Source organism: Dellaglioa sp. CoH-55-MRSF-8 (assembly GCF_056782195.1).
In genome coordinates this window covers 38,553-62,421 of the sequence record NZ_JBXAYH010000007.1, presented here as the reverse complement: position 1 = coordinate 62,421, position 23,869 = coordinate 38,553, and the positions used below count along the sequence as shown (strand labels likewise).

The 23,869-nt window shown below is 33.9% G+C and carries 26 protein-coding genes, 1 other RNA gene and 1 other annotated feature; of the genes, 6 read left to right on the top strand and 21 right to left on the bottom strand.

Features of this window, described 5'->3' with window-relative positions; genetic code table 11:
• Positions 1–86 precede the first annotated feature (86 nt).
• Positions 87–1,448 carry a branched-chain amino acid transport system II carrier protein gene (gene brnQ / locus AC1RPW_RS07065; protein ID WP_481761912.1) on the bottom strand — a complete coding sequence of 454 codons (1,362 nt, stop codon included), beginning with the start codon at positions 1,446–1,448 and terminating at the stop codon, positions 87–89.
• Between the two features lie 95 nt (positions 1,449–1,543).
• On the opposite strand from brnQ, the gene AC1RPW_RS07060 reads away from it, so the two are divergent.
• Positions 1,544–2,521, top strand: coding sequence for an asparaginase (locus tag AC1RPW_RS07060; protein WP_481761911.1), 978 nt, complete (start codon positions 1,544–1,546; stop codon positions 2,519–2,521).
• Between the two features lie 61 nt (positions 2,522–2,582).
• Here AC1RPW_RS07060 and AC1RPW_RS07055 read toward each other — a convergent pair whose 3' ends face one another.
• From AC1RPW_RS07055 to AC1RPW_RS06995, 13 genes are all read right to left on the bottom strand, one after another.
• Positions 2,583–3,323, bottom strand: a complete 741-nt coding sequence (locus AC1RPW_RS07055; protein WP_481761910.1) for an acyl-[acyl-carrier-protein] thioesterase — start codon at positions 3,321–3,323, stop codon at positions 2,583–2,585.
• 12 nt (positions 3,324–3,335) lie between these two features.
• Positions 3,336–4,217 (bottom strand): 16S rRNA (cytidine(1402)-2'-O)-methyltransferase, encoded by an 882-nt coding sequence (rsmI, locus tag AC1RPW_RS07050; RefSeq protein ID WP_481761909.1) that lies wholly within the window; start codon positions 4,215–4,217, stop codon positions 3,336–3,338.
• A complete protein-coding gene (locus AC1RPW_RS07045; RefSeq protein WP_481761908.1) occupies positions 4,214–4,570 on the bottom strand; it encodes a DNA replication initiation control protein YabA in 357 nt (118 codons plus the stop codon). Before AC1RPW_RS07045 ends, rsmI begins: the two co-directional genes overlap by 4 nt.
• A 22-nt stretch (positions 4,571–4,592) precedes the next feature.
• Positions 4,593–5,600, bottom strand: a complete 1,008-nt coding sequence (gene holB / locus AC1RPW_RS07040) for a DNA polymerase III subunit delta' (protein ID WP_481761907.1) — start codon at positions 5,598–5,600, stop codon at positions 4,593–4,595.
• 12 nt (positions 5,601–5,612) lie between these two features.
• On the bottom strand, positions 5,613–5,942 hold the full coding sequence (locus AC1RPW_RS07035; protein WP_409021519.1) for a cyclic-di-AMP receptor: 330 nt from the start codon (positions 5,940–5,942) through the stop codon (positions 5,613–5,615).
• A 19-nt stretch (positions 5,943–5,961) separates the two neighbouring features.
• Positions 5,962–6,603 (bottom strand): dTMP kinase, encoded by a 642-nt coding sequence (tmk, locus tag AC1RPW_RS07030; protein WP_481761906.1) that lies wholly within the window; start codon positions 6,601–6,603, stop codon positions 5,962–5,964.
• 164 nt (positions 6,604–6,767) lie between these two features.
• Positions 6,768–7,010 carry a YaaL family protein gene (locus tag AC1RPW_RS07025; protein ID WP_481761905.1) on the bottom strand — a complete coding sequence of 81 codons (243 nt, stop codon included), beginning with the start codon at positions 7,008–7,010 and terminating at the stop codon, positions 6,768–6,770.
• An 18-nt stretch (positions 7,011–7,028) separates the two neighbouring features.
• Positions 7,029–7,628, bottom strand: a complete 600-nt coding sequence (recR, locus tag AC1RPW_RS07020) for a recombination mediator RecR (RefSeq protein ID WP_409021522.1) — start codon at positions 7,626–7,628, stop codon at positions 7,029–7,031.
• Between the two features lie 27 nt (positions 7,629–7,655).
• Positions 7,656–7,970: a YbaB/EbfC family nucleoid-associated protein gene (locus AC1RPW_RS07015; protein ID WP_409021523.1), complete on the bottom strand. Its 315-nt coding sequence runs from the start codon at positions 7,968–7,970 to the stop codon at positions 7,656–7,658.
• 17 nt (positions 7,971–7,987) lie between these two features.
• Positions 7,988–9,703: a DNA polymerase III subunit gamma/tau gene (dnaX, locus tag AC1RPW_RS07010; protein WP_481761904.1), complete on the bottom strand. Its 1,716-nt coding sequence runs from the start codon at positions 9,701–9,703 to the stop codon at positions 7,988–7,990.
• Positions 9,704–9,790: 87 nt separating this feature from the next.
• Positions 9,791–9,877, bottom strand: an RNA gene (gene ffs / locus AC1RPW_RS07005) — signal recognition particle sRNA small type.
• Positions 9,878–9,924: 47 nt separating this feature from the next.
• Complete coding sequence (gene tadA / locus AC1RPW_RS07000) at positions 9,925–10,419, bottom strand: tRNA adenosine(34) deaminase TadA (RefSeq protein ID WP_409021525.1); 495 nt, start codon at positions 10,417–10,419, stop codon at positions 9,925–9,927.
• A complete protein-coding gene (locus AC1RPW_RS06995) occupies positions 10,420–11,022 on the bottom strand; it encodes a class I SAM-dependent methyltransferase (protein ID WP_481761903.1) in 603 nt (200 codons plus the stop codon).
• A gap of 213 nt (positions 11,023–11,235) precedes the next feature.
• Between AC1RPW_RS06995 and nrdH the strand changes: the two genes are divergently transcribed.
• The 4 genes from nrdH to nrdF are packed head-to-tail and all read left to right on the top strand — an operon-like array spanning position 11,236 to position 15,009.
• A complete protein-coding gene (gene nrdH / locus AC1RPW_RS06990) occupies positions 11,236–11,466 on the top strand; it encodes a glutaredoxin-like protein NrdH (protein WP_481761902.1) in 231 nt (76 codons plus the stop codon).
• The gene (gene nrdI / locus AC1RPW_RS06985) at positions 11,466–11,846 is read left to right on the top strand and encodes a class Ib ribonucleoside-diphosphate reductase assembly flavoprotein NrdI (RefSeq protein WP_481761901.1); all 381 of its coding nucleotides are present in this window, start codon (positions 11,466–11,468) and stop codon (positions 11,844–11,846) included. The genes nrdH and nrdI overlap by 1 nt, the downstream gene beginning before the upstream one ends.
• Positions 11,818–13,995 (top strand): class 1b ribonucleoside-diphosphate reductase subunit alpha, encoded by a 2,178-nt coding sequence (nrdE, locus tag AC1RPW_RS06980; RefSeq protein WP_481761900.1) that lies wholly within the window; start codon positions 11,818–11,820, stop codon positions 13,993–13,995. Before nrdI ends, nrdE begins: the two co-directional genes overlap by 29 nt.
• A gap of 21 nt (positions 13,996–14,016) precedes the next feature.
• Positions 14,017–15,009, top strand: a complete 993-nt coding sequence (gene nrdF, locus AC1RPW_RS06975) for a class 1b ribonucleoside-diphosphate reductase subunit beta (RefSeq protein WP_409021529.1) — start codon at positions 14,017–14,019, stop codon at positions 15,007–15,009.
• Positions 15,010–15,079: 70 nt separating this feature from the next.
• On the opposite strand, the gene AC1RPW_RS06970 is transcribed toward nrdF, so the two are convergent.
• Positions 15,080–15,616 carry a DUF1648 domain-containing protein gene (locus AC1RPW_RS06970; protein WP_481761899.1) on the bottom strand — a complete coding sequence of 179 codons (537 nt, stop codon included), beginning with the start codon at positions 15,614–15,616 and terminating at the stop codon, positions 15,080–15,082.
• Positions 15,617–15,791: 175 nt separating this feature from the next.
• The gene (locus AC1RPW_RS06965; protein ID WP_481761898.1) at positions 15,792–17,132 is read right to left on the bottom strand and encodes a hemolysin family protein; all 1,341 of its coding nucleotides are present in this window, start codon (positions 17,130–17,132) and stop codon (positions 15,792–15,794) included.
• A gap of 243 nt (positions 17,133–17,375) precedes the next feature.
• On the opposite strand from AC1RPW_RS06965, the gene AC1RPW_RS06960 reads away from it, so the two are divergent.
• A complete protein-coding gene (locus AC1RPW_RS06960) occupies positions 17,376–18,014 on the top strand; it encodes a DUF998 domain-containing protein (protein ID WP_481761897.1) in 639 nt (212 codons plus the stop codon).
• Positions 18,015–18,289: 275 nt separating this feature from the next.
• Here the strand turns inward: AC1RPW_RS06960 and mprF are convergent, their stop codons facing one another.
• The 5 genes from mprF to rplK all read right to left on the bottom strand — a co-directional run bounded on the left by mprF (position 18,290) and on the right by rplK (position 23,866).
• On the bottom strand, positions 18,290–20,899 hold the full coding sequence (gene mprF, locus AC1RPW_RS06955) for a bifunctional lysylphosphatidylglycerol flippase/synthetase MprF (RefSeq protein WP_481761896.1): 2,610 nt from the start codon (positions 20,897–20,899) through the stop codon (positions 18,290–18,292).
• A gap of 594 nt (positions 20,900–21,493) precedes the next feature.
• Positions 21,494–21,862 (bottom strand): 50S ribosomal protein L7/L12, encoded by a 369-nt coding sequence (gene rplL / locus AC1RPW_RS06950; RefSeq protein WP_409021534.1) that lies wholly within the window; start codon positions 21,860–21,862, stop codon positions 21,494–21,496.
• Between the two features lie 69 nt (positions 21,863–21,931).
• A complete protein-coding gene (gene rplJ, locus AC1RPW_RS06945) occupies positions 21,932–22,438 on the bottom strand; it encodes a 50S ribosomal protein L10 (protein ID WP_481761895.1) in 507 nt (168 codons plus the stop codon).
• Between the two features lie 34 nt (positions 22,439–22,472).
• Positions 22,473–22,588: a sequence feature (ribosomal protein L10 leader region), on the bottom strand.
• 63 nt (positions 22,589–22,651) lie between these two features.
• Positions 22,652–23,335 carry a 50S ribosomal protein L1 gene (rplA, locus tag AC1RPW_RS06940; RefSeq protein ID WP_409021536.1) on the bottom strand — a complete coding sequence of 228 codons (684 nt, stop codon included), beginning with the start codon at positions 23,333–23,335 and terminating at the stop codon, positions 22,652–22,654.
• A 105-nt stretch (positions 23,336–23,440) separates the two neighbouring features.
• Positions 23,441–23,866: a 50S ribosomal protein L11 gene (gene rplK / locus AC1RPW_RS06935; RefSeq protein ID WP_409021537.1), complete on the bottom strand. Its 426-nt coding sequence runs from the start codon at positions 23,864–23,866 to the stop codon at positions 23,441–23,443.
• Positions 23,867–23,869 lie beyond the last annotated feature (3 nt).

Sequence of the window (23,869 nt, the reverse complement as noted above, 5' to 3'; positions counted from 1 at the left end):
TGTCTCCGATTGAATATCGAAAACATACCGACCAGATGATCGCTTAATATTTACTCCAACTTTTGGGGTTCACTTCATGTTTCTTTTTAATTTATTTTCTTTTCACGAATCATAAAAATTAGTCCCATAAGTAATCCTAACGCAGCAGGAACTATCCAACTTAAGCCAATATTAAACAGTGGTAAATAATGATTTGCAAATGCTAACATATTTTTAGCAAAAGCTAAATTTTTAATTGAAATTGGCATCGCGTTTAGTCCATCAAAAATGGCACTAAAAAGCGTTAAAACGGTTAACCATTTGTAGATAATGCTGACTTTTAAGTCATACTTATTTAAAGTAGGTTCTAAACAGGCAGCAATCATCAATACAATAGCAAGTGGGTAAAGCAACATCAAAACTGGTGTTGATAATGTAATTAATTGATCTAACCCAACGTTGGCAATTAAACAACTAATCACACAACCAAGTGTTAAATACAATTTATAGCTACCATGACCAATAATTTCAACACATGTTTTAGCACATGCGCTAGTCACGCCAATTGCCGTTTTAATACAAGCAACAACAATAATTGCAGCAAGAAAGAAACTTCCGAATTGTCCAAAATAACGTTGAGCAACTTGAGCTAAAATAGCACCACCATTACCAGAATGTGGAAATACACCCAGACTCGTTGCCCCAAGATAGGCCAAGCATGTATAGATGATTCCCATCAAAATAACACTGATACTACCAGAATAGATAATCCCTTTAGTAATTGATTTAGGATTCGTAATACCTAAATCTTTAATTGTATCCACAATGATAATACCAAAAGCCAAACCAGCGAGTGCATCCATAGTGTAATATCCTTGCCCAAAAGCAGACATAAAAGCACCATTCTTGTAAGAACTTGTTGCGGGGAAATCTGAAAAATTACCCATTGGCTTAATAAATACAAATAACAATAAAATAGCCAACGCACATAAAAATATGGGATTTAAATACTTACCAACATAGACTAATATCTTGGTTGGTTTAACTGCCAAAAGCCAAACTATTGTGAAGAATAAAATTGAAAATAATAATAGCCATACTGAATGTTGGCTGGCTTTAATATGTGGTGCAATTCCAATTTCAAACGGAATAGTTGCTGATCTTGGACCTGCAAATAGCGGTCCAATAGTTAGGTAGAGCAACATTGTGAAAATTATGCCATACGTTCGATTAACCTTAGAGGCTAAATCGAAAACTCCCCTACTTTTAGACAATCCAATAGCAATTACACCTAAAAAAGGTAACCCAACACCAGCAATTAGAAAGCCTAAATTACCTATCCACAGGTTTTGTCCGGATTGTTGACCTACAAAGACTGGAAAAATTAAATTTCCCGCGCCAAAAAATAAACCGAATAACATTGAGCTAATAAATAAATACTCATTCTTACTTAATTGTTTTTCTTTCATTCTCATAACCACCTTATCTGTTCATATACAGTAACAAATTCATAGTCAAAGTACAATATAATATGTATAATCTAAGTGTCAGCAAGGAGGAAAATATGAAAAAAATATTAATTTTACACACTGGTGGTACAATCGCCATGTCTGAAAATCAAGAAACAGGCGCAGTTGCACCTGGTGCAGAAAACCCTTTAAACCAAGTTGAAAATCCATTTGGTGATCGTTTCGATTTAATCACTGAAAATATTTTTAACTTACCATCCCCACATATTGGCCCCATAGAGATGCTAATTATTCAAAAAAGAATTATGCGTGCATCCGCGGAAGCGATTGATGGTATTGTTATTACTCACGGTACGGATACATTAGAAGAAACTGCTTATTTTTTAGATCTTACATTACCGAACCATCTACCTGTCGTTTTAACAGGTGCTATGCGTTCCGCAAATGAAATAGGCTCAGATGGCTTACACAATTTTCAAACAGCCATCTTAACTGCAGCAAGTGATGATGCAGTTGATAAAGGTGTCTTAGTTGTTATGAATGATGAAATTCATACAGCACGCTATGTAACAAAAACACATACAACAAATGTCGCAACTTTTAGAACACCAACGTTTGGCCCAATTGGTAGTATCGCTAAAGATAACGTGACCTTTTTTGCCGAATTGCTAAGCCAGACTTGCTTAGCAATCGACAAAGTTGTTGATCATGTTTATTTAATTAAGGCTTATGCTGGAATGGATGCTGATTTACTTGGTTTTCTTAATAATGACCAAACGAACGGTATTGTCATTGAAGCTCTTGGTGCAGGAAATCTTCCCCCACAAGTTTTAGCTAATCTTCAAAAATTAATTGATCGCGATATTCCAGTTGTAATTGTTTCACGTTGCTTTAATGGCGTGGCACAAGATGTTTACGACTATGAAGGTGGTGGCGTTCAATTGAAAAAAATGGGCGGCATCTTCTGTCGTGGCTTAAATGGTCAAAAAGCAAGAATCAAACTATTGGTTGGATTAAGTGCTGGTCTTGAAAAAGAAGAACTCTCGATTTATGTCGCAGATGCTTTATCATAAAAATATAAAAAATGCTCTGAGTAACTGGATAGACTTCCAGTTACTCAGAGCATTTTTTATTCTAACGTTTCGTCCACTCACAGTCAGCTTCACAATAAACATCATCACCAATTTTAATCTGGTGATGTGTCGTTAAGTTATCAATAACAACGATACTATCTATCTTATGACCATAGTGAATTTCTTTTTCATATTTAATATTCATATGTTTCAAATCATGTGACATTAAAAAGTCTTCTGACAATGAATCTAATAACCAATCAAAATATTTTGAATTGTTTACATGTTGATTTGGATCAATATCAAAGAATCGAACGTCATATGATTTTTTAGCAGCTATTGTATCTTCTTTCATGATACCAACTGGTTTCTCCAAACGCTCAATTCTTCGTGTATATTCAGCACCAAAAGGTTCAATAACTTCTGGCAATACACGAGTCATTTTACGTGTTTTATGATCCATTAAAACAAATACAGCATGAATATGTGCACACTCATTACCTGCTTCATCATGAACCCAGAAATCTCGGTAACAGAAGAAACGATTGTACGAAACAGCCTCAGTAGTTAATGTTAAATTCTCATCAATATGTGGTATTCTCGAAATATCAATAAGATATTGTGTAATAACCCAACCAAAGCCCAAATTTGTTAAATCTTTTTCAGTAATTCCTAAGCTATCACTTTGGTCTGTTGAAACCAAAATAATCATGTTAATTAGCATTGCTACTGTCACACGCCCACTTTTATCGCCTTCATAGTAAACCGCACGATGTAGCTCACTAAATTTATTATCTGCCAATATGTTCACTCCTTAAATCTGATGATACAGATTATAAACTTCTTGTTTTTTCATCTCTTGTTTCTTAGCAATCTCTTTTATCGCATCATTAGTTTTCATACCTGTTTCAATCAAATAATCAACTTGTTCTTCAATTGACATATTAGCCAGATGATCAACTTCCGTTGCTTCTGGCGAATCATTTCCCTCAACAATTACACAAAATTCTCCACGGACTTGCTCAGTGCCAGCCCATTTGATAGCATCATCCAGTGTTCCACGCAAGAATTCTTCATAACGTTTAGTTAATTCTCGGCATAGTACAACTTTACGCTGACCACCAAGGCTAGCAGCTATTTGTGTTAATGTTTTTTTCAAGCGATGTGGTGCTTCATAAAAAATAAGCGTCATTGTTTGATTTTTCAACTCAGCTAATTCTTCTTTTTGACTCTTAGGTTTTCGCGATAAAAAACCATAGAATAAGAACGGTTGTGGCGCTAATCCAGAAGCTATTAATGCAGTGATCCCGGCATTTGCCCCAGGAAGTGGCACAACTGGAATCTTAGCTTCAATACATGCTTTAACAAGATCATGCCCAGGATCACTAATTGATGGCATTCCTGCATCACTTACTTGTGCGATTGATTGACCAGCCAATATTTTATCAACAAATTGCGGAATACGTTCTTGCGTATTATGTTCATGAAAACTCAATTGACTTGTTTCAATTTCAAAATGATTTAATAATTTTTGTGTGTTTCGTGTATCTTCGGCTGCTATATAGTCAACCTCTTTTAAAATATCAATCGCTCTAAACGTCATATCAGATAAATTACCAATTGGTGTCGGTACTAAATATAATGACCCAGTTGTCCCTTTACCTTGAAAACTGCTTTGTGCTGCTATTTCACTCATACTTCGCGCTCCCCATAAATTAAATCTAAACAGAAAGCACAAGGTTCATCATCGACTCGACGTGATCCGTACATCCCTTCAATATTACAAATATGAAAACCTTGATCATATAATTTTTCTAAGTTTTGACGTGATTTTGACAGATTTGCATCGGAAGATTCATTAAAATTCTTAGACGTTTGTCGTTCTATTTCACTTAATCGTTCTCTCAAATGTTGGTTTTCAATCTCCAATTCAGCGTTATTTTCAAGAACACCAGTCATATCAGATTTTATTGTTTCAAAACTCGATAACATTTTTTTCATTTCTTCCTCGATAGCTATAAAATTATCATATAGTTGACGCTTATCCACAAAATCACCTTCATTTCATATTTTATAAATCTATTAATTTTAACGTTGTTACTTCAATTGCACTTTGAAATGTCATATTTATTTGGAGCATCGTTTTAATTTGTAAACAACCATCTAATATAGCAACTAACTTTTTATCACTAATCATTTGAGTTATTTTATCAATTTCAGTTAAACGATTAGAAAAACTCACTTGTTCCTTACGATTATAACGGACAAGTAAACAATCACGCGCTAACAGTACCATTAAATCAACCATCAATGCCTGTTGTTGTTTTTCTTTTGCGAGTGGCACTAGTTTTGTTTGTACCAAAATGAAACTTTCAGCATCATTTTTCAATAATTTACTGAACCAATTCCAAACTTGATTTGTCATTTCAGTAAAATTCTCATCTTGTGCTAATGCTACAGCATGGCTTGTACTCTCAGTTACATGAACAAGTAACTGAGCCTGATCTTTCAAGATACCTTGATTTAATAAATTTTGAATCAATTTTTCTTGAGAGAGTGCGACAAAATTAACCAGTTGGCACCGTGATTGAATAGTTGGCAAAATTTGATTTTTATTTTCTGTTAATAAGAAAGCTTTCACATTTCCAACAGGCTCTTCTAAAAATTTAAGTAAACTGTTCGCAGCACTAGCTGTCATACTCTCAGCTTTTTCAATTATAAAAATCTTTTGGCTACCTTCAACACCACTTTTTGAAAATTCTGATTTCAAAAATCGAATTTGATCAACTTTAATTGACTGGCCTTCAGGCTTAACACTCACGATATCAGGGTGATTACCTGATAGAATTCGTTGACATTCACCACATACACCGCAAGGCTTTTGATCCTCGTCAGCAGTACAAAAGAGTCGCATTGCAATCCATTGTGCTAGTTCAACCTTACCAATACCTTCTGGTCCGGAAAATAGATAAGCATGGGCTAACTTATTTGTTATTATCAATTTTTCAAAATGTTCAATTAATTTTGGCTGTAATTCTTGAATTTTAATATTACTGGTTTCATCAGCTAATTCTGTCATTACTATTTACTCCTAAAATTGATGAAACTCTTCTACTGGTAAGACAAATACTGTTGCACCACCAACCTGAACTTCTAATGGAAATGGTACTTGTGCATCCATTGAAACATCTAAGTTAACAGGGGGGGCCATAAATTGTTCACGCGTTGATGATGTCTCTTTAATGATTTGTAATACCTCATCAACACGTTCATCTTCAATACCAATTAAAAAGGTTGTATTACCAGACTTTAAAAAACCACCAGTTGTTGATAGTTTTGTTGCACGGACATTTGAATCTATAAATATATTGCTTAATCGGTTACTATCTTTATCTTGAACAATCGCTGTAATTAATTTCATTTGAATTCCCTCATTTCATTTATTTAAAAGACTCGGGTAATTTTTTCTTCAGAACGTCAATACAATCGTCAATTACTTTTTCCAAAGGTTGCGCCGCATTAATGGTTATAATACGTTCTGGATTTTTCACTGCTAATTGTTGGTATGCTTTGCGTACTTTTTGATGGAACTCTAACTTTTCATCATCTAAACGATTTATTTCATTTTGACGATGCTCAAAAATTCGTTTTAATCCAATTTCTGATGGTACGTCAAAGTATAAAGTTAAATCAGGTTCTGTTCCATTTGTTGCAAATAGGTTCATATCAGCAACCGCTTGCGTTCCGATATCTCTACCAGCACCTTGGTAAGCAATTGAACTATCAACATAACGATCACATATTACAATTTTATCTTCCTTAAGTGCTGGGAAAATTATTTCTGCGATATGCTGACGTCTTGATGCTGCAAACAATAATGCTTCAGTTCGTTTATCCATCTCTGGATAATCTTGATTTAAGACAACTTCACGAATGGCTTCAGATATCGGACTTCCACCTGGTTCACGTGTTATAACTAATTCTTTTACCAAGTTATTTTGTATCTTTTTTATAATACCTTTTAAGGCACTCGTTTTGCCGGACCCATCTGGTCCTTCAATCGTTATAAATTTTCCAGTCACATTAACGACCCCAATACTTATTATTATTGTACTTGAATCTTAAAAACCTGTCCATAAGATAAACCTACTATTAGTATACTATCTCTTATTTAATAAATCTAATCAGCATTTCACAAAAAAACGCCAAGACAAGTTAGGCGAATTGTCTCAACGTTCTTTCTAATTTAATGTGTGATTACTGAAGCCTGCATATGCCCTTTAACTGAACGAACACGCGCTTCATTATAGAGAAAGAAATATCTTTTTCTTGCCATCTGTGTTTCATTAATTAATTCTTCATCAACTTCGTAAATGGCCTCTTCAGTTTGTTTGGCTTGATCCCATGCTATTTTAGCGAGATCAATTGACTCTAGCAACTTAGCGTCATACTCTTTACGTAATTTAAGTTTTGTTTTTTTATTAAACATTACACCGTCAGCTCATTTCTATATTTCAGTACGTCCTTCAATCGCTTTAAACAACGTCATTTCATCTGCGTACTCAATATCGCTACCTACAGATAGTCCATGGGCTAATCTTGTCACTTTAATTCCAGCCGGTTTAATCAATCTCGATAAATACATTGACGTTGCTTCACCTTCTGGCGTTGCATTTGTCGCAATAATAACTTCCTGCATATCGGGATGCGATTGAAGACGTGTTAATAAACTTGTGATATTAATATCTTCCGGCCCTTTACCTTCAATTGGTGATAATACACCATGAAGCACGTGATACAAGCCGTGATACTCTTTCATTTTTTCTAAAGACATCACATCTTTAGGTTCTTCTACAACAATAACTTTGGTTTGATCACGTGATGAATCAGAACAAATCTGACAAGGATCTTCTTCAGTAATATTGCCACAGATACTACAATAATGTAGGTCTCGTTTGGCAGATATTAGTGATTTAGCAAAATCGGTGACATCATCTTCATCCATATCAATTGTAAAAAAAGCTAATCTTGTAGCAGTTTTACCACCAATACCTGGTAATTTCATATAACTTTCAATCAATTTTGCGATAGGTTCAGGATATTGCATTTTCTTTAGCCTTCTTTAATTTTAAGTTTATAGTCCAGGCATCCCTTGAGAATATTTACCCAATTTATCAGTTGTTGTTTTTTCAATTTTTGTCATAGCATCATTAACAGCCATAATAATTAAATCTTGTAACATATCAACATCATCAGGATCGACTGCTTCTTCTTTAATCATGATATCAGTCATTTTTTTGTCCCCTGTAAAGGTTACCTTAACTAAATCATTTGAAGCTTCGCCAACAAATTCAGTTGCATTCAAAGCCTCTTGGTCTTTTGTCATATCTTTTTGTAATTTTTGCATTTGTTTCATCATACCTTGCATATTACCATTTCCACGCATCATTATTAATTACTTCCTTTCTAATCCTGTTTAATTTCTATATTTTCTGTTCCAAAAATTTCTTCAGCTTTTGAAACAATTGGTTCTACTACTTCAGGTTCTGGCTCAATAATTGTTTCAGTTCCCTCGTGCTCATTTTGTTTAATGTAAGATTTTCGGACTTCTGGCCATTGCTCTGCTGTAATACAGACCACCTTAGGGACATGATGTAATAATCGATCTAACCCATTACCTAAAGCATCGAGTAACTCTGTATCACTTGAAGCTTTGACAGACAAGAATTCGTAATTAAAACTAACAAGTACACTGTCAGGACTAGCCGCAACCGGTTCACTAGCTTGCATAATCGCACGTTGTGTAACTGAAAGTTGATGCAACAACTCTGGCCAAACCTGTTTTAATTGTACCAAACTTTCTTTTGTTGCGTGATCTAAAATAGGATAAATTTGAGATAAATTTAATGTTGCTTTTTTTTGAGTAGAGGCAACTTTTTTAGGCTTAGCTATTACTGCCACTTGCGGTTGATTATCATTCTGACTTAAATCAATTATTTGCTTTTTCAAGTCTTCAACTGTTTTAGTTAAATTATTAATTTGTTTAGATGCATCTGAACTTAATTCTGATTGAGTCGTCTCCGCAATCGTATCAGAGGTATTAAATTGTGATAATCGAATTGTTAATACTTCTAAATAAACATCTGGATGTGTTGTAAATCGCATTTGTTGTTGAATTTCATTTAAAACATTTATCATTTGGTATAAGAAATCAGCAGAAATAGTCTGTGATAAGTTTTTAAAATCATCATTAACCATCCCTAATTCTAGTTGATTAATAAGTGCTGGTGCTTGCTGATATAATAGTAAATCACGACTATAGGCAATTAAATCTTCGATTAATCTAGTTGAATCTTTACCTTCGTCTATAATTGCTTGTATCGTTTCTAATGCCTCAGTAGTCGCTTTTTGACTAACTTCCGTGACGTAATTCTGTATTTTATCCTGTGTTACACTACCGGTTACTAACAAAGCATTATCCAAAGTCACCTTGTTATCACCGAATGAAATGACCTGATCTAAAATACTCAAAGCATCCCGCATTCCACCTTCAGCTGCTTTAGCGATAACTTTAAGCGCTGGTTCTTCATATTCAATTCCTTTTTCAGACAAAATATAAACCATTCGTTCATAACTGTCAGCTGGCGTAATACGCTTGAAATCAAATTTCTGAGTTCTAGAAATAATGGTTGCTGGAATCTTATGTGGTTCCGTTGTAGCAAGAATAAAAATAACATTTTCAGGTGGTTCTTCAAGCGTCTTCAAGAGTGCATTAAAAGCACCCGTAGATAGCATATGAACTTCATCAATAATATAGATTTTAAAATCAGCTTGTGTGGGTGCATACTTTACTTTGTCACGGATATCACGAATTTCTTCAACCCCATTATTAGAAGCGGCATCAATTTCGATAACATCGTTTAATTGACCATTCGTAATAGCGATACATGTCTCACATTTGTTACATGGTTCGCCATTTTCCTGGAAGTGACAATTAACTGCCTTAGCAAAAATTTTAGCTGCGGACGTTTTACCTGTTCCACGTGGACCATTAAAAATGTATGCATGACTTGTTTGTTGTGTCATAATTGCATTTTTCAACGTCTGCGTAATCATGTTTTGTCCAACTAAATCACTAAATTTTTGTGGACGCCAGACACGGTATAAAGCTTGGTAACTCATCACAATCTCTCCTTTCAAAATCTATAAATAGCTTTTTAAATAAAAAAATCTCTCAGCCATTTCTGACTAAGAGTCTTAAATAATCATAATTACTTAAGGCACAAAGTGAATCAAACTTAGTGCTGCTTCCTTCCGGATCTGACACAATTCGTAAGCACACTATTGCCTTAAGGCCTTGCGGCAATTATTATAATACATTAAATTCCAACAAAAAGCTACCTTTATGATTGCTTTTTTTCTTTTCTTTTACGACGAACTTCTCTAAAGAATGATTGGAGTAGGTCTTTGGCTTCATCTAATAATAATCCAGATTCTACTTTTGCTTGATGATTAAATCGTTCATCCGTTAATAAGTTCCCAATGCTGCCTGCAGTTCCTGCTTTAGGATCAAATGCACCAAAGTAAACTTCGGGGATTCTTGAATTGATAATCGCACCACTACACATTGGGCATGGTTCTAGTGTTACGAATAATTGCGCATCTACAAGACGCCAGCTATGAATCGTAGCACAGGCTTCTTGGATGGCTAAAATTTCAGCGTGAAGGGTTGCATCTTGCACGTGTTCACGAATATTATGGCCTCGTCCAATAATCTCACCATTTTGTACAACAACACAGCCAATTGGTACTTCACCAATAATTTTTGCATTTCTTGCTTCATATAAAGCTTCGCGCATAAAAAATTCTTTTTGTTCTTCAGTTAATTTTTCTACCATTTACTTCACACTCATTAAAATATAGTAACCTTTATCTTTTAAAATAATGTCACAATTACCAAAAACTTCAGTCATTCTCTTTTGAGCCGAACTTGCCCCTTGTTTCTTTTGTAATACAGCAAACAATTGTCCGCCAACTTTTAAATGGTCGAATGCGCCACTTAAAATTTCATGAACGACCTCTTTGCCTGCTCTAATAGGCGGGTTTGTAAGAATTGCAGCATAATCTGTCTTTTTTACATGACTGTATGCGGCAGATTCAAAAACTTCTATATTATTAATTTTATTGATTACCGCGTTCTTCTTTGCTAATTCTAATGCTAATTCGTTTACATCTGTCATGTCTATTTTTCGTTCTGGTTGATTCTTGGCTATAGCAAGTCCTATTGGACCGTATCCACATCCAACATCTAAAATATTTCCCGGAATTATTTTTTGTTGCTCAACTGCATTTAATAAAACTCTTGAACCAAAATCGACTGTTTTTTTTGAAAATACACCATTATCTGTGGTAAACTTAAACTCGTTGTTCAACAGTTTAAATGTCCATTCTTTTTCATCATGAATAACATCTGGATTTTTCGAAAAATAATAATTCGTCATATTTTTACCTACTTTCTCAATAGTTTCTATAATACGGAGAAAATCGAATTTTCGCAATCAAAATTTAATATAAACAATCCAAGACCTTGAACACTACATCTTGTGTGATGCAACTTAAAATCACACTAAATGTAGTGTTTTTTTCAATTGATTTTTGGATTATGTGTTGTATACTTATCTTATTAAACAAAACAACAAAGGGGAATTTATATAATGAAAAAAGTTACTGTATTTACAAAAAACAACTGCATCCAATGCAAAATGACAAAACGTTTTTTAGAAGAAAACAACGTCGACTTTGATGAACGTAACATTTCCGAAGACGATAACGCAATCGATTACTTGAAAGGCCAAGGTTTCCAAGCTGTTCCTGTTATAGAAGCTACTGGATTCGATACAATCGCAGGATTTCGTCCTGATATGCTTAAAAAGTTGGCAGTCTAATGAAAATTGTTTTCTTTAGCATTACTGGACAAACACGACGCTTCATCAATAAAATTGGCTATCCTTCATTTGAAATCGATCCAACAAACCCGCTTATTGAATTAAATGAACCCTATATTTTAATTGTTCCAACTTATGAAATTGGGCTCACTGAATCGGTCAACGACTTTATTGAATATCAATCAAATAGAGAAAATATACTGGGTGTTGTTGGCGGTGGGAACCGCAACTTCGCCCAACTTTTTATTTTTACAGCCAAAGATATCGCAACCGACTATCACGTCCCATTATTATATGAATTTGAATTCAATGGCACTGAAGAAGATGTAATCAATATGAAGAAAGTAGTTGATGAAATTGACATTAAAAACGTTAAATAGTGATAAAGTCACTTATTATGATTTAAATAATGAAATTAATATTCCCGTAGACGGTCAAATCCCACTTCAAAAAGATCAAGAAGCCTTAACCGCCTTTTTGAAAGAAAATGTTGCTGAAAATACAATGCAATTTGATTCATTAAAAGCACGTTTTGATTATTTAATTGACAACAACTATATTGAAACTGATTTTTATAATAAATATGACTTCTCATTTATAGAGGAGCTCTACGCTTATTTAGCAGCTCAAAAATTCCATTTCGGTACATTTATGGCTGCCTACAAATTTTATGCTCAATACGCACTTAAAACTGATAATAATGCCTATTACCTTGAAAATTATATTGATCGTGTTGCAATGAACGTTCTTTACTTTGCTGATGGTAATACAGAACTAGCTATGAATTTAGCTGACGAAATGATTCATCAACGTTACCAACCTGCTACACCTAGTTTCTTAAATGCCGGTCGTAAACGTCGTGGAGAATTAGTTTCTTGCTTCCTAATTCAAATTACTGATGATATGAATGGTATTGGACGTGGCATTAACTCAGCACTTCAATTATCTCGAATTGGTGGTGGTGTTGGTATTACGCTCAGTAATTTACGTGGCGCAGGTGCACCAATTAAAGGGATTGAGGGCGCTGCTTCTGGTGTTCTACCCGTTATGAAATTATTAGAAGATAGTTTTTCATATTCTAACCAACTAGGACAGCGTCAAGGTGCTGGAGTTGTCTATTTAGACGTCTTCCATCCAGATATTGTTGCTTTCCTGTCAGCTAAAAAAGAAAATGCTGATGAAAAAATCCGTGTTAAAACTTTATCACTAGGCATCACTGTACCTGATAAATTTTACGAACTCATTAAAGATAATGCAACGATGTATCTTTTCGATCCCTACGGTGTTGAAAGAGAATATGGAGTCCCTTATTCCTATGTTGATATCACAAAAGAATATGACAATATGGTTGCCAATAAAAATATTAGTAAAAAAACGATTCTTGCCCGCGAATTAGAAACTGAAATTTCTAAGCTGCAACAAGAGTCAGGCTATCCTTATATTGTCAATGTTGATACAGCAAATCGCGCAAACCCAATTGATGGTAAAATCATTATGAGTAATCTTTGTTCAGAAATCATGCAGGTTCAGACACCATCAACTGTGAATAATGCACAAGGCTACGATGTTATGGGGACTGATATTTCATGTAACTTAGGCTCAACTAACATTGTTAATATGATGGCTTCTCCAGATTTTGGCCGTTCAGTTGATTCAATGGTTCGCGCTTTAACTTTTGTAACTGATAGTTCAGATATTGATGTTGTGCCTCCTATTCAACATGGAAATAACTTAGCGCATACCATCGGTTTAGGTGCAATGGGCTTACATGCCTACTTCGCTAAAAACCATATGCATTATGGTTCAGAAGACTCAATCGATTTCACTAGTGTTTATTTTATGATGCTTAACTATTACTCATTAAAATCATCAAATGCTATCGCTAAAGAAAAAAATGAAACATTCCATAACTTTGAAAAAAGTACTTATGCAACTGGTACCTACTTTGATAAGTATCTTAACGAAGATTGGGGCCCTACTTCTGATAAAGTTGCTGCCTTATTTGATGGCATCGACATCCCTAATCAAGAAGATTGGGCGACTTTGAAAGCTAATATTCAAACTGACGGTCTTTATCATCAAAATAGATTGGCTGTTGCACCTAATGGCTCTATTTCATATATTAACGATACTACTGCCAGTCTTCACCCAATTATTAACCGAATCGAAGAGCGTCAAGAAAAGAAAATTGGAAAGATTTACTATCCAGCTCCTTACCTTTCAAATGACACGATTCCATACTATACTTCTGCATACGACATGGATATGCGTAAAGTTATTGACGTTTACGCTGCTGCACAGGAACATATCGATCAATCACTTAGTTTAACTTTATTCATGCGTTCAACGATTCCTGAAGGCCTCTACGAATGGAAAAATGGTCGGACAGATAAAATGACAACACGTGACTTAAACATTTTGCGTAATTATGCGTATAATAAAGGTATTAAGTCAATTTACTACATCAGAACCTTTACTGATGATCAAGAAGAAGTTGGCGCAAACGCTTGTGAGAGTTGTGTTATCTAAACTGTAACGGAGGAAAGTTAAATGAATAATGATAGTTACAAAGCAATTAATTGGAACGAAGTTGAAGATCAAGTTGATAAAGCAACTTGGGAAAAACTAACAGAACAATTTTGGTTAGATACACGTATCCCCCTTTCAAATGATTTAGATGATTGGCGTACACTGAGTCCTGCAGAAAAAACATTAGTTGGTCATGATTTTGGTGGGCTAACATTGTTGGATACGGTGCAATCACAAGATGGGATGGAAGCGTTGCGTCATGATACACGGACTGCCCACGAAGAAGCTGTTTTAAATAATATTCAATTTATGGAATCGGTTCATGCTAAAAGTTATTCATCAATTTTTTCAACGTTGAATACAGCTTCAGAGATTACTGAAATTTTCGAATGGACAGACAAAAACGAATTTTTACAAAAAAAAGCACAACGTATTAATGGTATTTACCAAAACGGGTCACCATTGGAGAAAAAAGTTGCTTCTGTTTTTCTTGAAACGTTCTTATTCTACTCTGGTTTCTATACGCCACTTTACTATTTAGGCCATAACAAACTGGCAAACGTTGCTGAAATTATTAAATTAATTTTACGTGATGAATCTGTTCATGGTACCTTCATTGGCTATAAATTCCAATTAGGATTCAACGAACTTTCTGAAGAAGAACAAGGTAAAATGAAGACCTGGATGTATGACCTTCTGTTTGAATTATATGAAAACGAAGAAAAATATACCCATGAACTTTATGATGAAGTTGGTTGGACTGAAGAAGTTTTAACCTTCTTACGTTACAATGCCAACAAAGCTCTAATGAATTTAGGCCAAGATCCTTTGTTCCCTGATACAGCTTCTGATGTTAATCCTGTTGTCATGAACGGAATTTCAACATCAACATCTAATCATGATTTCTTCTCTCAAGTTGGTAATGGCTACTTACTTGGTAGTGTGGAATCAATGGATGATTCAGATTATGAAATTGGTGAAAGCGGCCAAATGAAACGTCGTCCTAAACGTTAGAAAAAAATCCTTACTATCAGCCTAAAAACTGATAGTAAGGATTTTTTATTTAACAGTTTTAACTTTACAATTACAGTAACATTCCCACTATTCCCGCACAAAGTATCAATATTCCTATAATGACCATCCATACACCTGATAAACGATTTAATTTCTCACGATGACTAGAATCCTGCGTTATTTTCTTCATCCTAAAGTTGGTATATTTATTAGGAACCGTTTTAGGCGCATAGTTTCCTAAGATGATCAGCAATGTTCCCACTATCAGTGCAACACTGCTAATAATATTAACCTGATGTCCCAACGCGGTAGCAAATATCATTGTTGCTAAAAGTATTGATAAGATTGGCGTAATCCAAATTAAAGCTGTATCTAGTTTCTTATTTTGACGATTAGTGTTATCTATTACCATTATCACCACATTGATTAAAATCATCAATAATGGGAACCCAATAATAACTAGATTTTTATCACCATACTGATCAATATTACCACCTATATTCCAGTGAATCGGAATTTTATTGGGTAATTTGTGATACAAAACTACTCCCATAATCATTGGAACAAATCCAAATAAGATGGCGCTGATATTCCTTTTATTTTTCATAATTGTCTCCTCCTACCAGATATTGTGACCATTTTAAATAATTCGAAATAGTCGTTTGATTCAAATTAATATGGTTACTACTTTTACCAATTGGCAAGCTATAATCCTTACCAGTAATGTAGTAAAAAAAATAGCATTTAGAGCTAATTAAAAACTAACCCTAAATACTATTTTTTTAAGCGTTCACTTTGTTAATCACTCTTTTATCTGTTGGTAAAACAGTTACTTCAAATTCTGAAATATAAGCATTTTCATAGTCCAATGCCTTAATATTAAAATTAGCAATTTTCATTTCATCATTAGCTCGAAATTTTGAGTCATTATTAAGCACAAATCCAGTAAGCGTCACCGCTTCACTTTCTTCCGTTTCTTTAAGCGTTGTATCAAAATATCTTTCAAAATCATATAATGTCACTTTACCTGAAACTTTAAATTTATTGTTTCCCATATCTACTATATTATCGTCATTCGTATCATCAAATTCTTCTCTAACAACACCAAATAATTCTTCATAGATATCTTTATCTGTAACAATCCCTGAAGTCCCACCATACTCATTAACGACGATAACGATTGGTGTTCTCTTAGATACCATAACATCCATAATACTATGAACTTCAGCATTTTCTTGAACGGCCGGAATATCACGCATAATTGTTGAAATCAAATTTGTCTTATCAATTTTTTCCTGTCGCAATAAATCATAACTATAAACGTACCCGATAACTTTATCTTTATCATTGTTAGCAATAACTGGGAACCTTGAATATCTAGTTCTCCAATATAAATTAACAACGTTTCTAATTGAATCGTCTACGTCTACTGCAACCATCGATGTTCGGTCAATCATGATATCTTCTGCCACTTTATCATTCATATCAAATGCTCGTCGCATGAATGTTAAATCTTCTTCATCAAGTTCACCAGCATTTGCGGATAATCGAGATAATGAGAGAATTTCAGTTTGCGAATAAATATCTTCTTCATTTTCAACTTCATAACCTAACAAATGCGTAATCCAATTTGCTGAACGATCTAAAATCCAAATTAATGGGTATAACACAATATGGAAAAACATAATAGGACGGACAATAAATAATAATACTGGCAATGGATCTGCAATTGCAATATTTTTAGGTACTAAATCAGTAAAAACAGCATGAATAACAGTAAAAATAAGAATTGCAGCAACCGATGCAATAGCATTTGCCATAGCCGCGGGTAATATATTTGATTGTATAATCGCATCTGCTATTGTTTTTTCACCAATCCAACCTAAAATCAAACTAGTTGAAGTGATTCCAACTTGGGCCGTTGACAGATACTCCGTTAGGTTCTCCGTCATATGAATAGCCCGCTTAATATTTTTAAGCGGCTTTTTCCCATACATATCTTTCAATGCACTAATACGGACACGAACCAACGCATACTCAGTCAGTGTAAATAACACAGACAAAAGTAATATTGCGATAATAACAATTACATTCACTAAATAATTTTCCGGACCAGAATCCAAGGTAACACCCTACTTTCAATTTGTTGTAATTTCTTAACTTCCATTATATCAAAAATATTGTTCATAAACTAGTTAACACTTTATCATTATATCTAAAATAAGGCTATCTAAATCGATATATCTTGGTATTATCTTAATTATAATTAAGAAGTGTCATTTTTAATTAGCCTTTTCGTAAACAACTATTACTTAAATAAGTTATAATAAAATTATCATATAAATAATTAGAATTGGGGATCTATAATGAATTTTTTAAAGAAATATGGTTTTTATTTAATGGCACTTGCCGTTATAAGTGAGTGGATTTTGCCTTTAGCATTAGCACCATTTGTACCTGGTTATTTGCAATTCACTAATTTAATTAGTGATTTTGGGGAAGTTGGCGTTCCAACTCATATGGCATTTAAAGTTTGGGAAGTTATAAATGGACTTCTTTTCTTACTTTCAGCACCAGCTTTCTATGAATATTTTAAAGGTACGTCAAAAAAATTAGCCAGCTGGTTTACCGCTATGTTAATTATTTTTAGTATGACCGATTGTCTTTTAACAGGAATTTTCGATCGTGCACTCACATCAAATACACAAAGCATTACGGGTATGATCCACAATTATTCGTCAGGCATTGGCGACACCGCTCTTTTGATTAGTATGTTTTTTTTATTAAAACTCTATCAAAAGCAAGGTAAAAAACTAATTACAACCCTTTTATTAGTTGCCTTTATTATTTCACTAGGAATTCAATTTTTATTTGTTTATCCAAGAATTATGCCAGATTCACAATTTAAAATTCCTTATCGTGGTTTGTGGCAACGTTTAAATTTATGGTTACTCTATATGCCATTTTTATTAATCTCTATCAAAAATATGTTTAAAAAAAGATAATACTAATTAATGAAATGCCTCACAATTATTAGACATAAGTCTAGTAATTGTGAGGCATTTTTATATCTAAATAATCGAGTAAGAAAGCAATCATCATACGCAGTTTCCAGACTAAAAGTACGTTAAATTAACTATTTGTTCACTACATTTAGAGTTTCTTTTGCTTCATAACAAACGTATTTCTTGCAAATTAAAAGACATAATTCCGATATTTTACCGGAATTATGTCTTGGTGTCTCAAATAATATATATCTCTACCCTTTTAATATACTATATTATCTAATATTCTTTATTAAAAACTTCATTATAGGGCTAGGCATTCTATCCTTTTTATCTACTGATTTTTTTTGATTTACAACTGCTAAAATCTGTAATAACGTAAAGGCAATCGAACTACGTTTCCTAAATGAAATATATTTTGGCTGCCATTTAGTTACATATTTATTTTTATACTTCTTTAGTCCCTGGAAACCATAAAAATGATACCCATATTCATAAATTAAATGAGCTATTTTTTCTTCCGCAAAACTAAATTTAGATTCACCTACATTCGACAATGGTGCCATACCCATATCGAATAATTCATAGCCGCCTTCTTTTGCTTGTTGAAAAAGGCTAATAAAGATTTTATCCATAATACCAGATGGCGCTTCTTCTCTACTATATCTCATCAAATCAATCGATAAGACCCTATTATTTCCGGTTGGCATCATTGTCGCAAAGGCAACCTTATGTCCCTCAGAATCATTAATAATAGCAATAGGCGCTTGATTAAGATAATATTCATCGAAAAATCCTAAAGAAAATCCTTTTTCAGCTTGTCCATTCAGCCAACTATCAGATATTTTTTTCAATTCTTGAATAGTTTCCTTTGAATAAGGGGGCTCGATCATTGCAAATGTATAGTTTTCTCGTTCAAATTTATTCATTAAAGCACGTTCAGAACGTCTTTTTTTACCAGCCAATTCAAATTCAGCTACTCTAACAAAACCTTCTTCACCCGTTTTAATGAAATCAAATCCAACTTCATGTAACATCATTGTTAACTTCGCATCAACTTCATAAAAAACTAATTCTAATCCTTCAATATCTGCGTCAACAATAAATTGATTAATTGCTTCACGAATAAACTCATGATTACCAACAGGTTCACCCATAACCACTAATTTATTCGATTTTTTTTGATAAAGGAAAAATACTTCGTCCTGTCCATCATTTTGATAGAAATAAACATTTTTATCCTTTAAAAATGAAAGATGACTGACTTCATTACCACCATAAGTATCAATTACATTTTTAACACGATCTGCTGGAAAATCTTGCTTACCAAATCGTTTATCCTTACCAGATAAGTACGTAAATGCAATCCATAACACCACAACTGCAGAAAGTAAACCTAGGAATCCTGATAGCCATATCTTTTCTGAAGGAAATAAGAATACATCTGGAACTTTACCCTTAAAGTGGAATTCTGGCATGTTATAGAATCCTACGATTGTGTATAAAATGAATGTTCCAGCAAATATACTTCCATCAATTAATAAACGGCCCCATGAATATTCAAATCTTTCACGATAAAATATTGGTTTAGATAATAGTGCACAAATGAGAATGATAGTTAAGAAAATAAGTATTGTTACTGAGAAATCATGCCACAATGTATTAGCAATACCCACGACAACAAAGATAATCATTGGCCAATAGACACGTTTAACTTTAGATTCAATACCTCGACCAATCCCAATCATTAAGAATGCAAGTATAATATTACTCATTTGATGAATGAAATAAAAGGTATAAGGATATAAGTAATTAATAATTGGATTAGTAAATGTAAATTCTGGAACCGTTGAAGCAAGTAATAAGATGATACCTGTCATATAGAAAAATAACACAAGTATAAAATGTGCTACTCTACTGAGTAAGATAACTGGTAGTCCATTTAAGTACTCATTAAGACGATGTCCTGAATCTTTAACGAATAATAATACCCCCACTAAGAATGGGAATATATAATAAAATAATCGATAAAACAATAACCAGATAACAGCTGTGCTATCCTGTACACCTAATGTTTGTAACCCTAAAATCATAAAGACATCAAAAGAACCTAACCCACCCGGAATCATTGAAATAACACCGATAATTGATGCGATAATAAATAACGGGAAGACAGCAACTAAATTAGATGTATCAACATTCATCATAAATCCGATATAAATGAAAAATAAACCAGCAGATCCCCATTCTAAGGAAGAGCCAAGTATTAACGTTAGTTCACGACCTAATGTTAAATCTGCAAAAAATTCTGAATCTCTTGTCTTTGTAATAATAAAAACAATTGGAAAATATAGGCCACCTAATAACAACCAGACCCAATACTGTCCGAATTGTGGTCCAATATTTAATCCAAAAATCATGAATAAAGAAACCCAACAATATAGTGATAGACCCGCAACTAAAAATAATGCTATTTTTGATATAGCAAATAGCACCTGTTTTTTAGACGCATTTTTACTATAAAAATTAGCTCTAAGTGATGCACCTAGTAGGCCACCAAATCCTGCTATGTTAGTCATTGTATTCGTTATCCAACCGCTTTGAAGAATGTATCGCCAAGAATACTTTTCTGGTAAAAATTTAACCATGACAAAATCATAAATCATCATCGGAAGGACAGCAATAAATCCAATTACCAACATTAATATAATGGATTTTACTGACTGTGATTCAAAACTTTGCTGAACTTGTTCACCATTTATATCCTTAAATATTTGTCCAACTTGGATAATAACAAAAATTAAAACTGATAAAACAAATAAAAGCTTAATTGCTGTTAATCTTTTTTTAATAAATTCATTACACGTACTAATTATTTTTTTCATTTTTTGAATCCCCCGATTTATTTTTTGTTACTTATACTCCCCCCGGAATATATAATACTATTTTTTCTTTTGTTCTACGTAACCTTCATTTCACAATAAAGTCTATATCGTTAATAAAATTAATGTAGTCTATGTAAAATTTGGTATAAAATAACTAACATCACCATAAAAATAATTTGCTTCGATCTAGTTACTATTTCTAAATTAACTCTTTTATCTACATACTAACTAATTTTAAATAAGCGCTGGTGATCATGCCAAACTGTGGACATTAATAAATAACTAATGATGTATATAGAAAAAGTTTAACATTAATTAATAATTCGACGAATTTCTAATTTTAAAGAGATTTCAAACGCTAATATTGGAATAGTTATCGCTATCCTTTAAATAGACGCTTCTAATTATGTTCGTTTATAGCTTACCCCCTCTACATTTTGTCCATTTTATTCAATATTTTTTCAGATATATGTTTATTTAAATACCTTACCACGATTTATTAACATAACCAAACATTTTGCAAAAAAATAGCACGATGATTTCCAATAAATTGGAAATCATCGTGCTTAAAATTATTCAAAAATAAAAATATTATTATTTGAGAGTAACTACTGCGCCAACTTCTTCTAAAGAAGCTTTCATTGCTTCAGCTTCGTCTTTAGAAATACCTTCTTTGATAACTGATGGAATGTTATCAACTAAACCTTTAGCGTCTTTAAGGCCTAAACCTGTAATTTCGCGAACGGCTTTGATAGCTTTAACTTTTTGGTCGCCAGCTTCTGTTAATTCAACAGTAAATTCTGATTTTTCAGCAGCAGCTTCGCCAGCACCAGCGCCAGCAGCAGCTACAGGAGCAGCAGCTGAAACACCGAATTCTTCTTCGATTGCTTTAACTAAGTCGTTTAAATCTAAAATGCTTGCTTCTTTTAAATCAGCAATGATTTTTTCTGTATCTAATGACATGTGTGTATCCTCCATTTTATGTGTACGATTTTGTGTGTACCTTTAGGTACCGATCATAGATGCTAAGTATTAAGCAGCAGGTTCTTCGTCTTTACTTTCTGCAACAGCGTTAATTGCATAAGCAACGTTGCGAACAGGTGCTTGTAATACTGAAAGTAACATTGAAAGTAAGCCATCACGACTAGGTAATGTAGCAAGAGCGTTAATTTCTTCTAACGTTGCAACTTTACCTTCAATGACACCACCTTTAATGCTAAGTGCTTCAGCAGTCTTAGCAAAATTAGCCATAATACGTGCAGGTGCAACAACATCTTCGCTAGAAAATGCGACTGCAGTAGGTCCAGAAAATACTTCTTCCATACCTTCATACCCTGCTTTTTCAGCAGCACGTACTAAAATCTTGTTTTTGATAACTTTCATTTCAACGCCTGCTTCGCGTAATTCCTTACGTAATGCAGTCACTTGTTCAACCGTTAAACCACGGTAATCCACAACAACTGCAGATGCAGCGTTATTGAATTTTTCAGTTACTTCATCCACAATTAATGCTTTTTGTGCGATAAATTCTTTACTCATAATTGATTCACCTCCTGTAGTCGTGTCAGAGCTTTTTTACAATAAAAAAACTCCGTGTCCACCAAGACACAGAGAGAGTAATACTTCACTCCTCGGCAGGTAAATTAAGGCTTGCGCCACCTGAGTCTTCGGTAGAATCATAAATTAATTGACTTCCATAAATTTAACACAGTTAGATATATGGGTCAACTAAAGAAATTTAATTATCTAATATTAGTTTTGAGCCAAGTTTAAGCTTGGACCAAATGTTGTAGCAACAGATAAATGTTTGATATAGCCACCCTTAACTGATGATGGGCGAGCTTTAACAATAACATCGTTGATAACATCAAAGTTACCAATTAATGCTGCATCATCAAATGATACTTTACCAATTGGAACATGAACATTTCCATCTCTATCAGTACGGTAAGTTACCTTGCCGGCTTTAGATTCTGAAACTGCTTTTTCAACGTCCATTGTAACAGTACCTGTTTTAGGATTAGGCATTAAACCTTTAGGTCCTAAGACACGGCCTAAACGTCCAACTTGGGCCATCATATCTGGTGTTGCAATAGCAACATCAAAATCTAACCAGCCACCAGAAATACGTTCAACCAAGTCATCATCACCAACAACGTCAGCGCCGGCTGCAAGTGCAGCTTTAGCTTTATCGCCTTTAGCGAATACAACAACAGTTTGGTCTTTACCAGTACCATTTGGAAGTACAACAGCCCCACGTAATTGTTGGTCTGCTTGTTTTGTATCTAAGTTTAAGTTGTAAGCAAGTTCAATTGTAGCGTCAAACTTAGCAAAGTCCATTTTCTTAGCTAATGCGATTGCATCAGTAATTGAATAGTTTTTACCTTCTTCAACTTGTTTTAAAGCGTCTTGATAATTTTTACCTTTTTTAGCCATCTTGAATTTTCCTCCTTGCAATATGTGGTCTAACGGATAAACCTCCCACTTGATACATCTATTTTCATAGAGTATCCGACCGAGAAGCGTGTTTGTAGTTAGGAATTAACCTTCTACAACGAATCCCATGCTTCGTGCAGTTCCTTCGATCATGCGCATTGCAGATTCAACACCTGAAGCGTTTAGATCTTGCATTTTAGTTTCAGCGATTTGTTGAACTTGAGCACTAGTTACTGTTGCAACTTTTTTAGTGTTAGGTTCGCCAGAACCACTTTCAACGCCTGCAGCTTTCTTTAAAAGAACTGCTGCGGGTGGTGTTTTTGTAACGAAATCGAATGAACGATCTTCGTAAACACTAATTACAACGGGAATTAACATACCAGCTTGGTCAGCTGTACGTGCATTGAATTCCTTTGTAAAGCCCATGATATTAATACCAGCTTGTCCTAATGCAGGACCAACCGGTGGAGCAGGAGTTGCTTTCCCTGCTGGAATTTGTAATTTAACGACGTTTGCTACTGTTTTAGCCACGTG

Excerpts from the sequence above, each read along its gene's own strand:
- rsmI (WP_481761909.1), bottom strand. The coding sequence starts at position 4,217 with ATGAGTGAAATAGCAGCACAAAGCAGTTTTCAAGGTAAAGGGACAACT.
- mprF (WP_481761896.1), bottom strand. The coding sequence starts at position 20,899 with ATGAAAAAAATAATTAGTACGTGTAATGAATTTATTAAAAAAAGATTA.
- brnQ (WP_481761912.1), bottom strand. The coding sequence starts at position 1,448 with ATGAAAGAAAAACAATTAAGTAAGAATGAGTATTTATTTATTAGCTCA.
- dnaX (WP_481761904.1), bottom strand. The coding sequence starts at position 9,703 with ATGAGTTACCAAGCTTTATACCGTGTCTGGCGTCCACAAAAATTTAGT.
- nrdI (WP_481761901.1), top strand. The coding sequence starts at position 11,466 with ATGAAAATTGTTTTCTTTAGCATTACTGGACAAACACGACGCTTCATC.
- rplA (WP_409021536.1), bottom strand. The coding sequence starts at position 23,335 with ATGGCTAAAAAAGGTAAAAATTATCAAGACGCTTTAAAACAAGTTGAA.
- AC1RPW_RS07060 (WP_481761911.1), top strand. The coding sequence starts at position 1,544 with ATGAAAAAAATATTAATTTTACACACTGGTGGTACAATCGCCATGTCT.
- nrdH (WP_481761902.1), top strand. The coding sequence starts at position 11,236 with ATGAAAAAAGTTACTGTATTTACAAAAAACAACTGCATCCAATGCAAA.
- AC1RPW_RS07035 (WP_409021519.1), bottom strand. The coding sequence starts at position 5,942 with ATGAAATTAATTACAGCGATTGTTCAAGATAAAGATAGTAACCGATTA.
- AC1RPW_RS06995 (WP_481761903.1), bottom strand. The coding sequence starts at position 11,022 with ATGACGAATTATTATTTTTCGAAAAATCCAGATGTTATTCATGATGAA.
- rplJ (WP_481761895.1), bottom strand. The coding sequence starts at position 22,438 with ATGAGTAAAGAATTTATCGCACAAAAAGCATTAATTGTGGATGAAGTA.
- holB (WP_481761907.1), bottom strand. The coding sequence starts at position 5,600 with ATGACAGAATTAGCTGATGAAACCAGTAATATTAAAATTCAAGAATTA.
- recR (WP_409021522.1), bottom strand. The coding sequence starts at position 7,628 with ATGCAATATCCTGAACCTATCGCAAAATTGATTGAAAGTTATATGAAA.
- AC1RPW_RS07025 (WP_481761905.1), bottom strand. The coding sequence starts at position 7,010 with ATGTTTAATAAAAAAACAAAACTTAAATTACGTAAAGAGTATGACGCT.
- AC1RPW_RS07015 (WP_409021523.1), bottom strand. The coding sequence starts at position 7,970 with ATGATGCGTGGAAATGGTAATATGCAAGGTATGATGAAACAAATGCAA.
- nrdF (WP_409021529.1), top strand. The coding sequence starts at position 14,017 with ATGAATAATGATAGTTACAAAGCAATTAATTGGAACGAAGTTGAAGAT.
- tadA (WP_409021525.1), bottom strand. The coding sequence starts at position 10,419 with ATGGTAGAAAAATTAACTGAAGAACAAAAAGAATTTTTTATGCGCGAA.
- AC1RPW_RS06960 (WP_481761897.1), top strand. The coding sequence starts at position 17,376 with ATGAATTTTTTAAAGAAATATGGTTTTTATTTAATGGCACTTGCCGTT.
- rplL (WP_409021534.1), bottom strand. The coding sequence starts at position 21,862 with ATGTCATTAGATACAGAAAAAATCATTGCTGATTTAAAAGAAGCAAGC.
- AC1RPW_RS06970 (WP_481761899.1), bottom strand. The coding sequence starts at position 15,616 with ATGAAAAATAAAAGGAATATCAGCGCCATCTTATTTGGATTTGTTCCA.
- nrdE (WP_481761900.1), top strand. The coding sequence starts at position 11,818 with ATGAAATTGACATTAAAAACGTTAAATAGTGATAAAGTCACTTATTAT.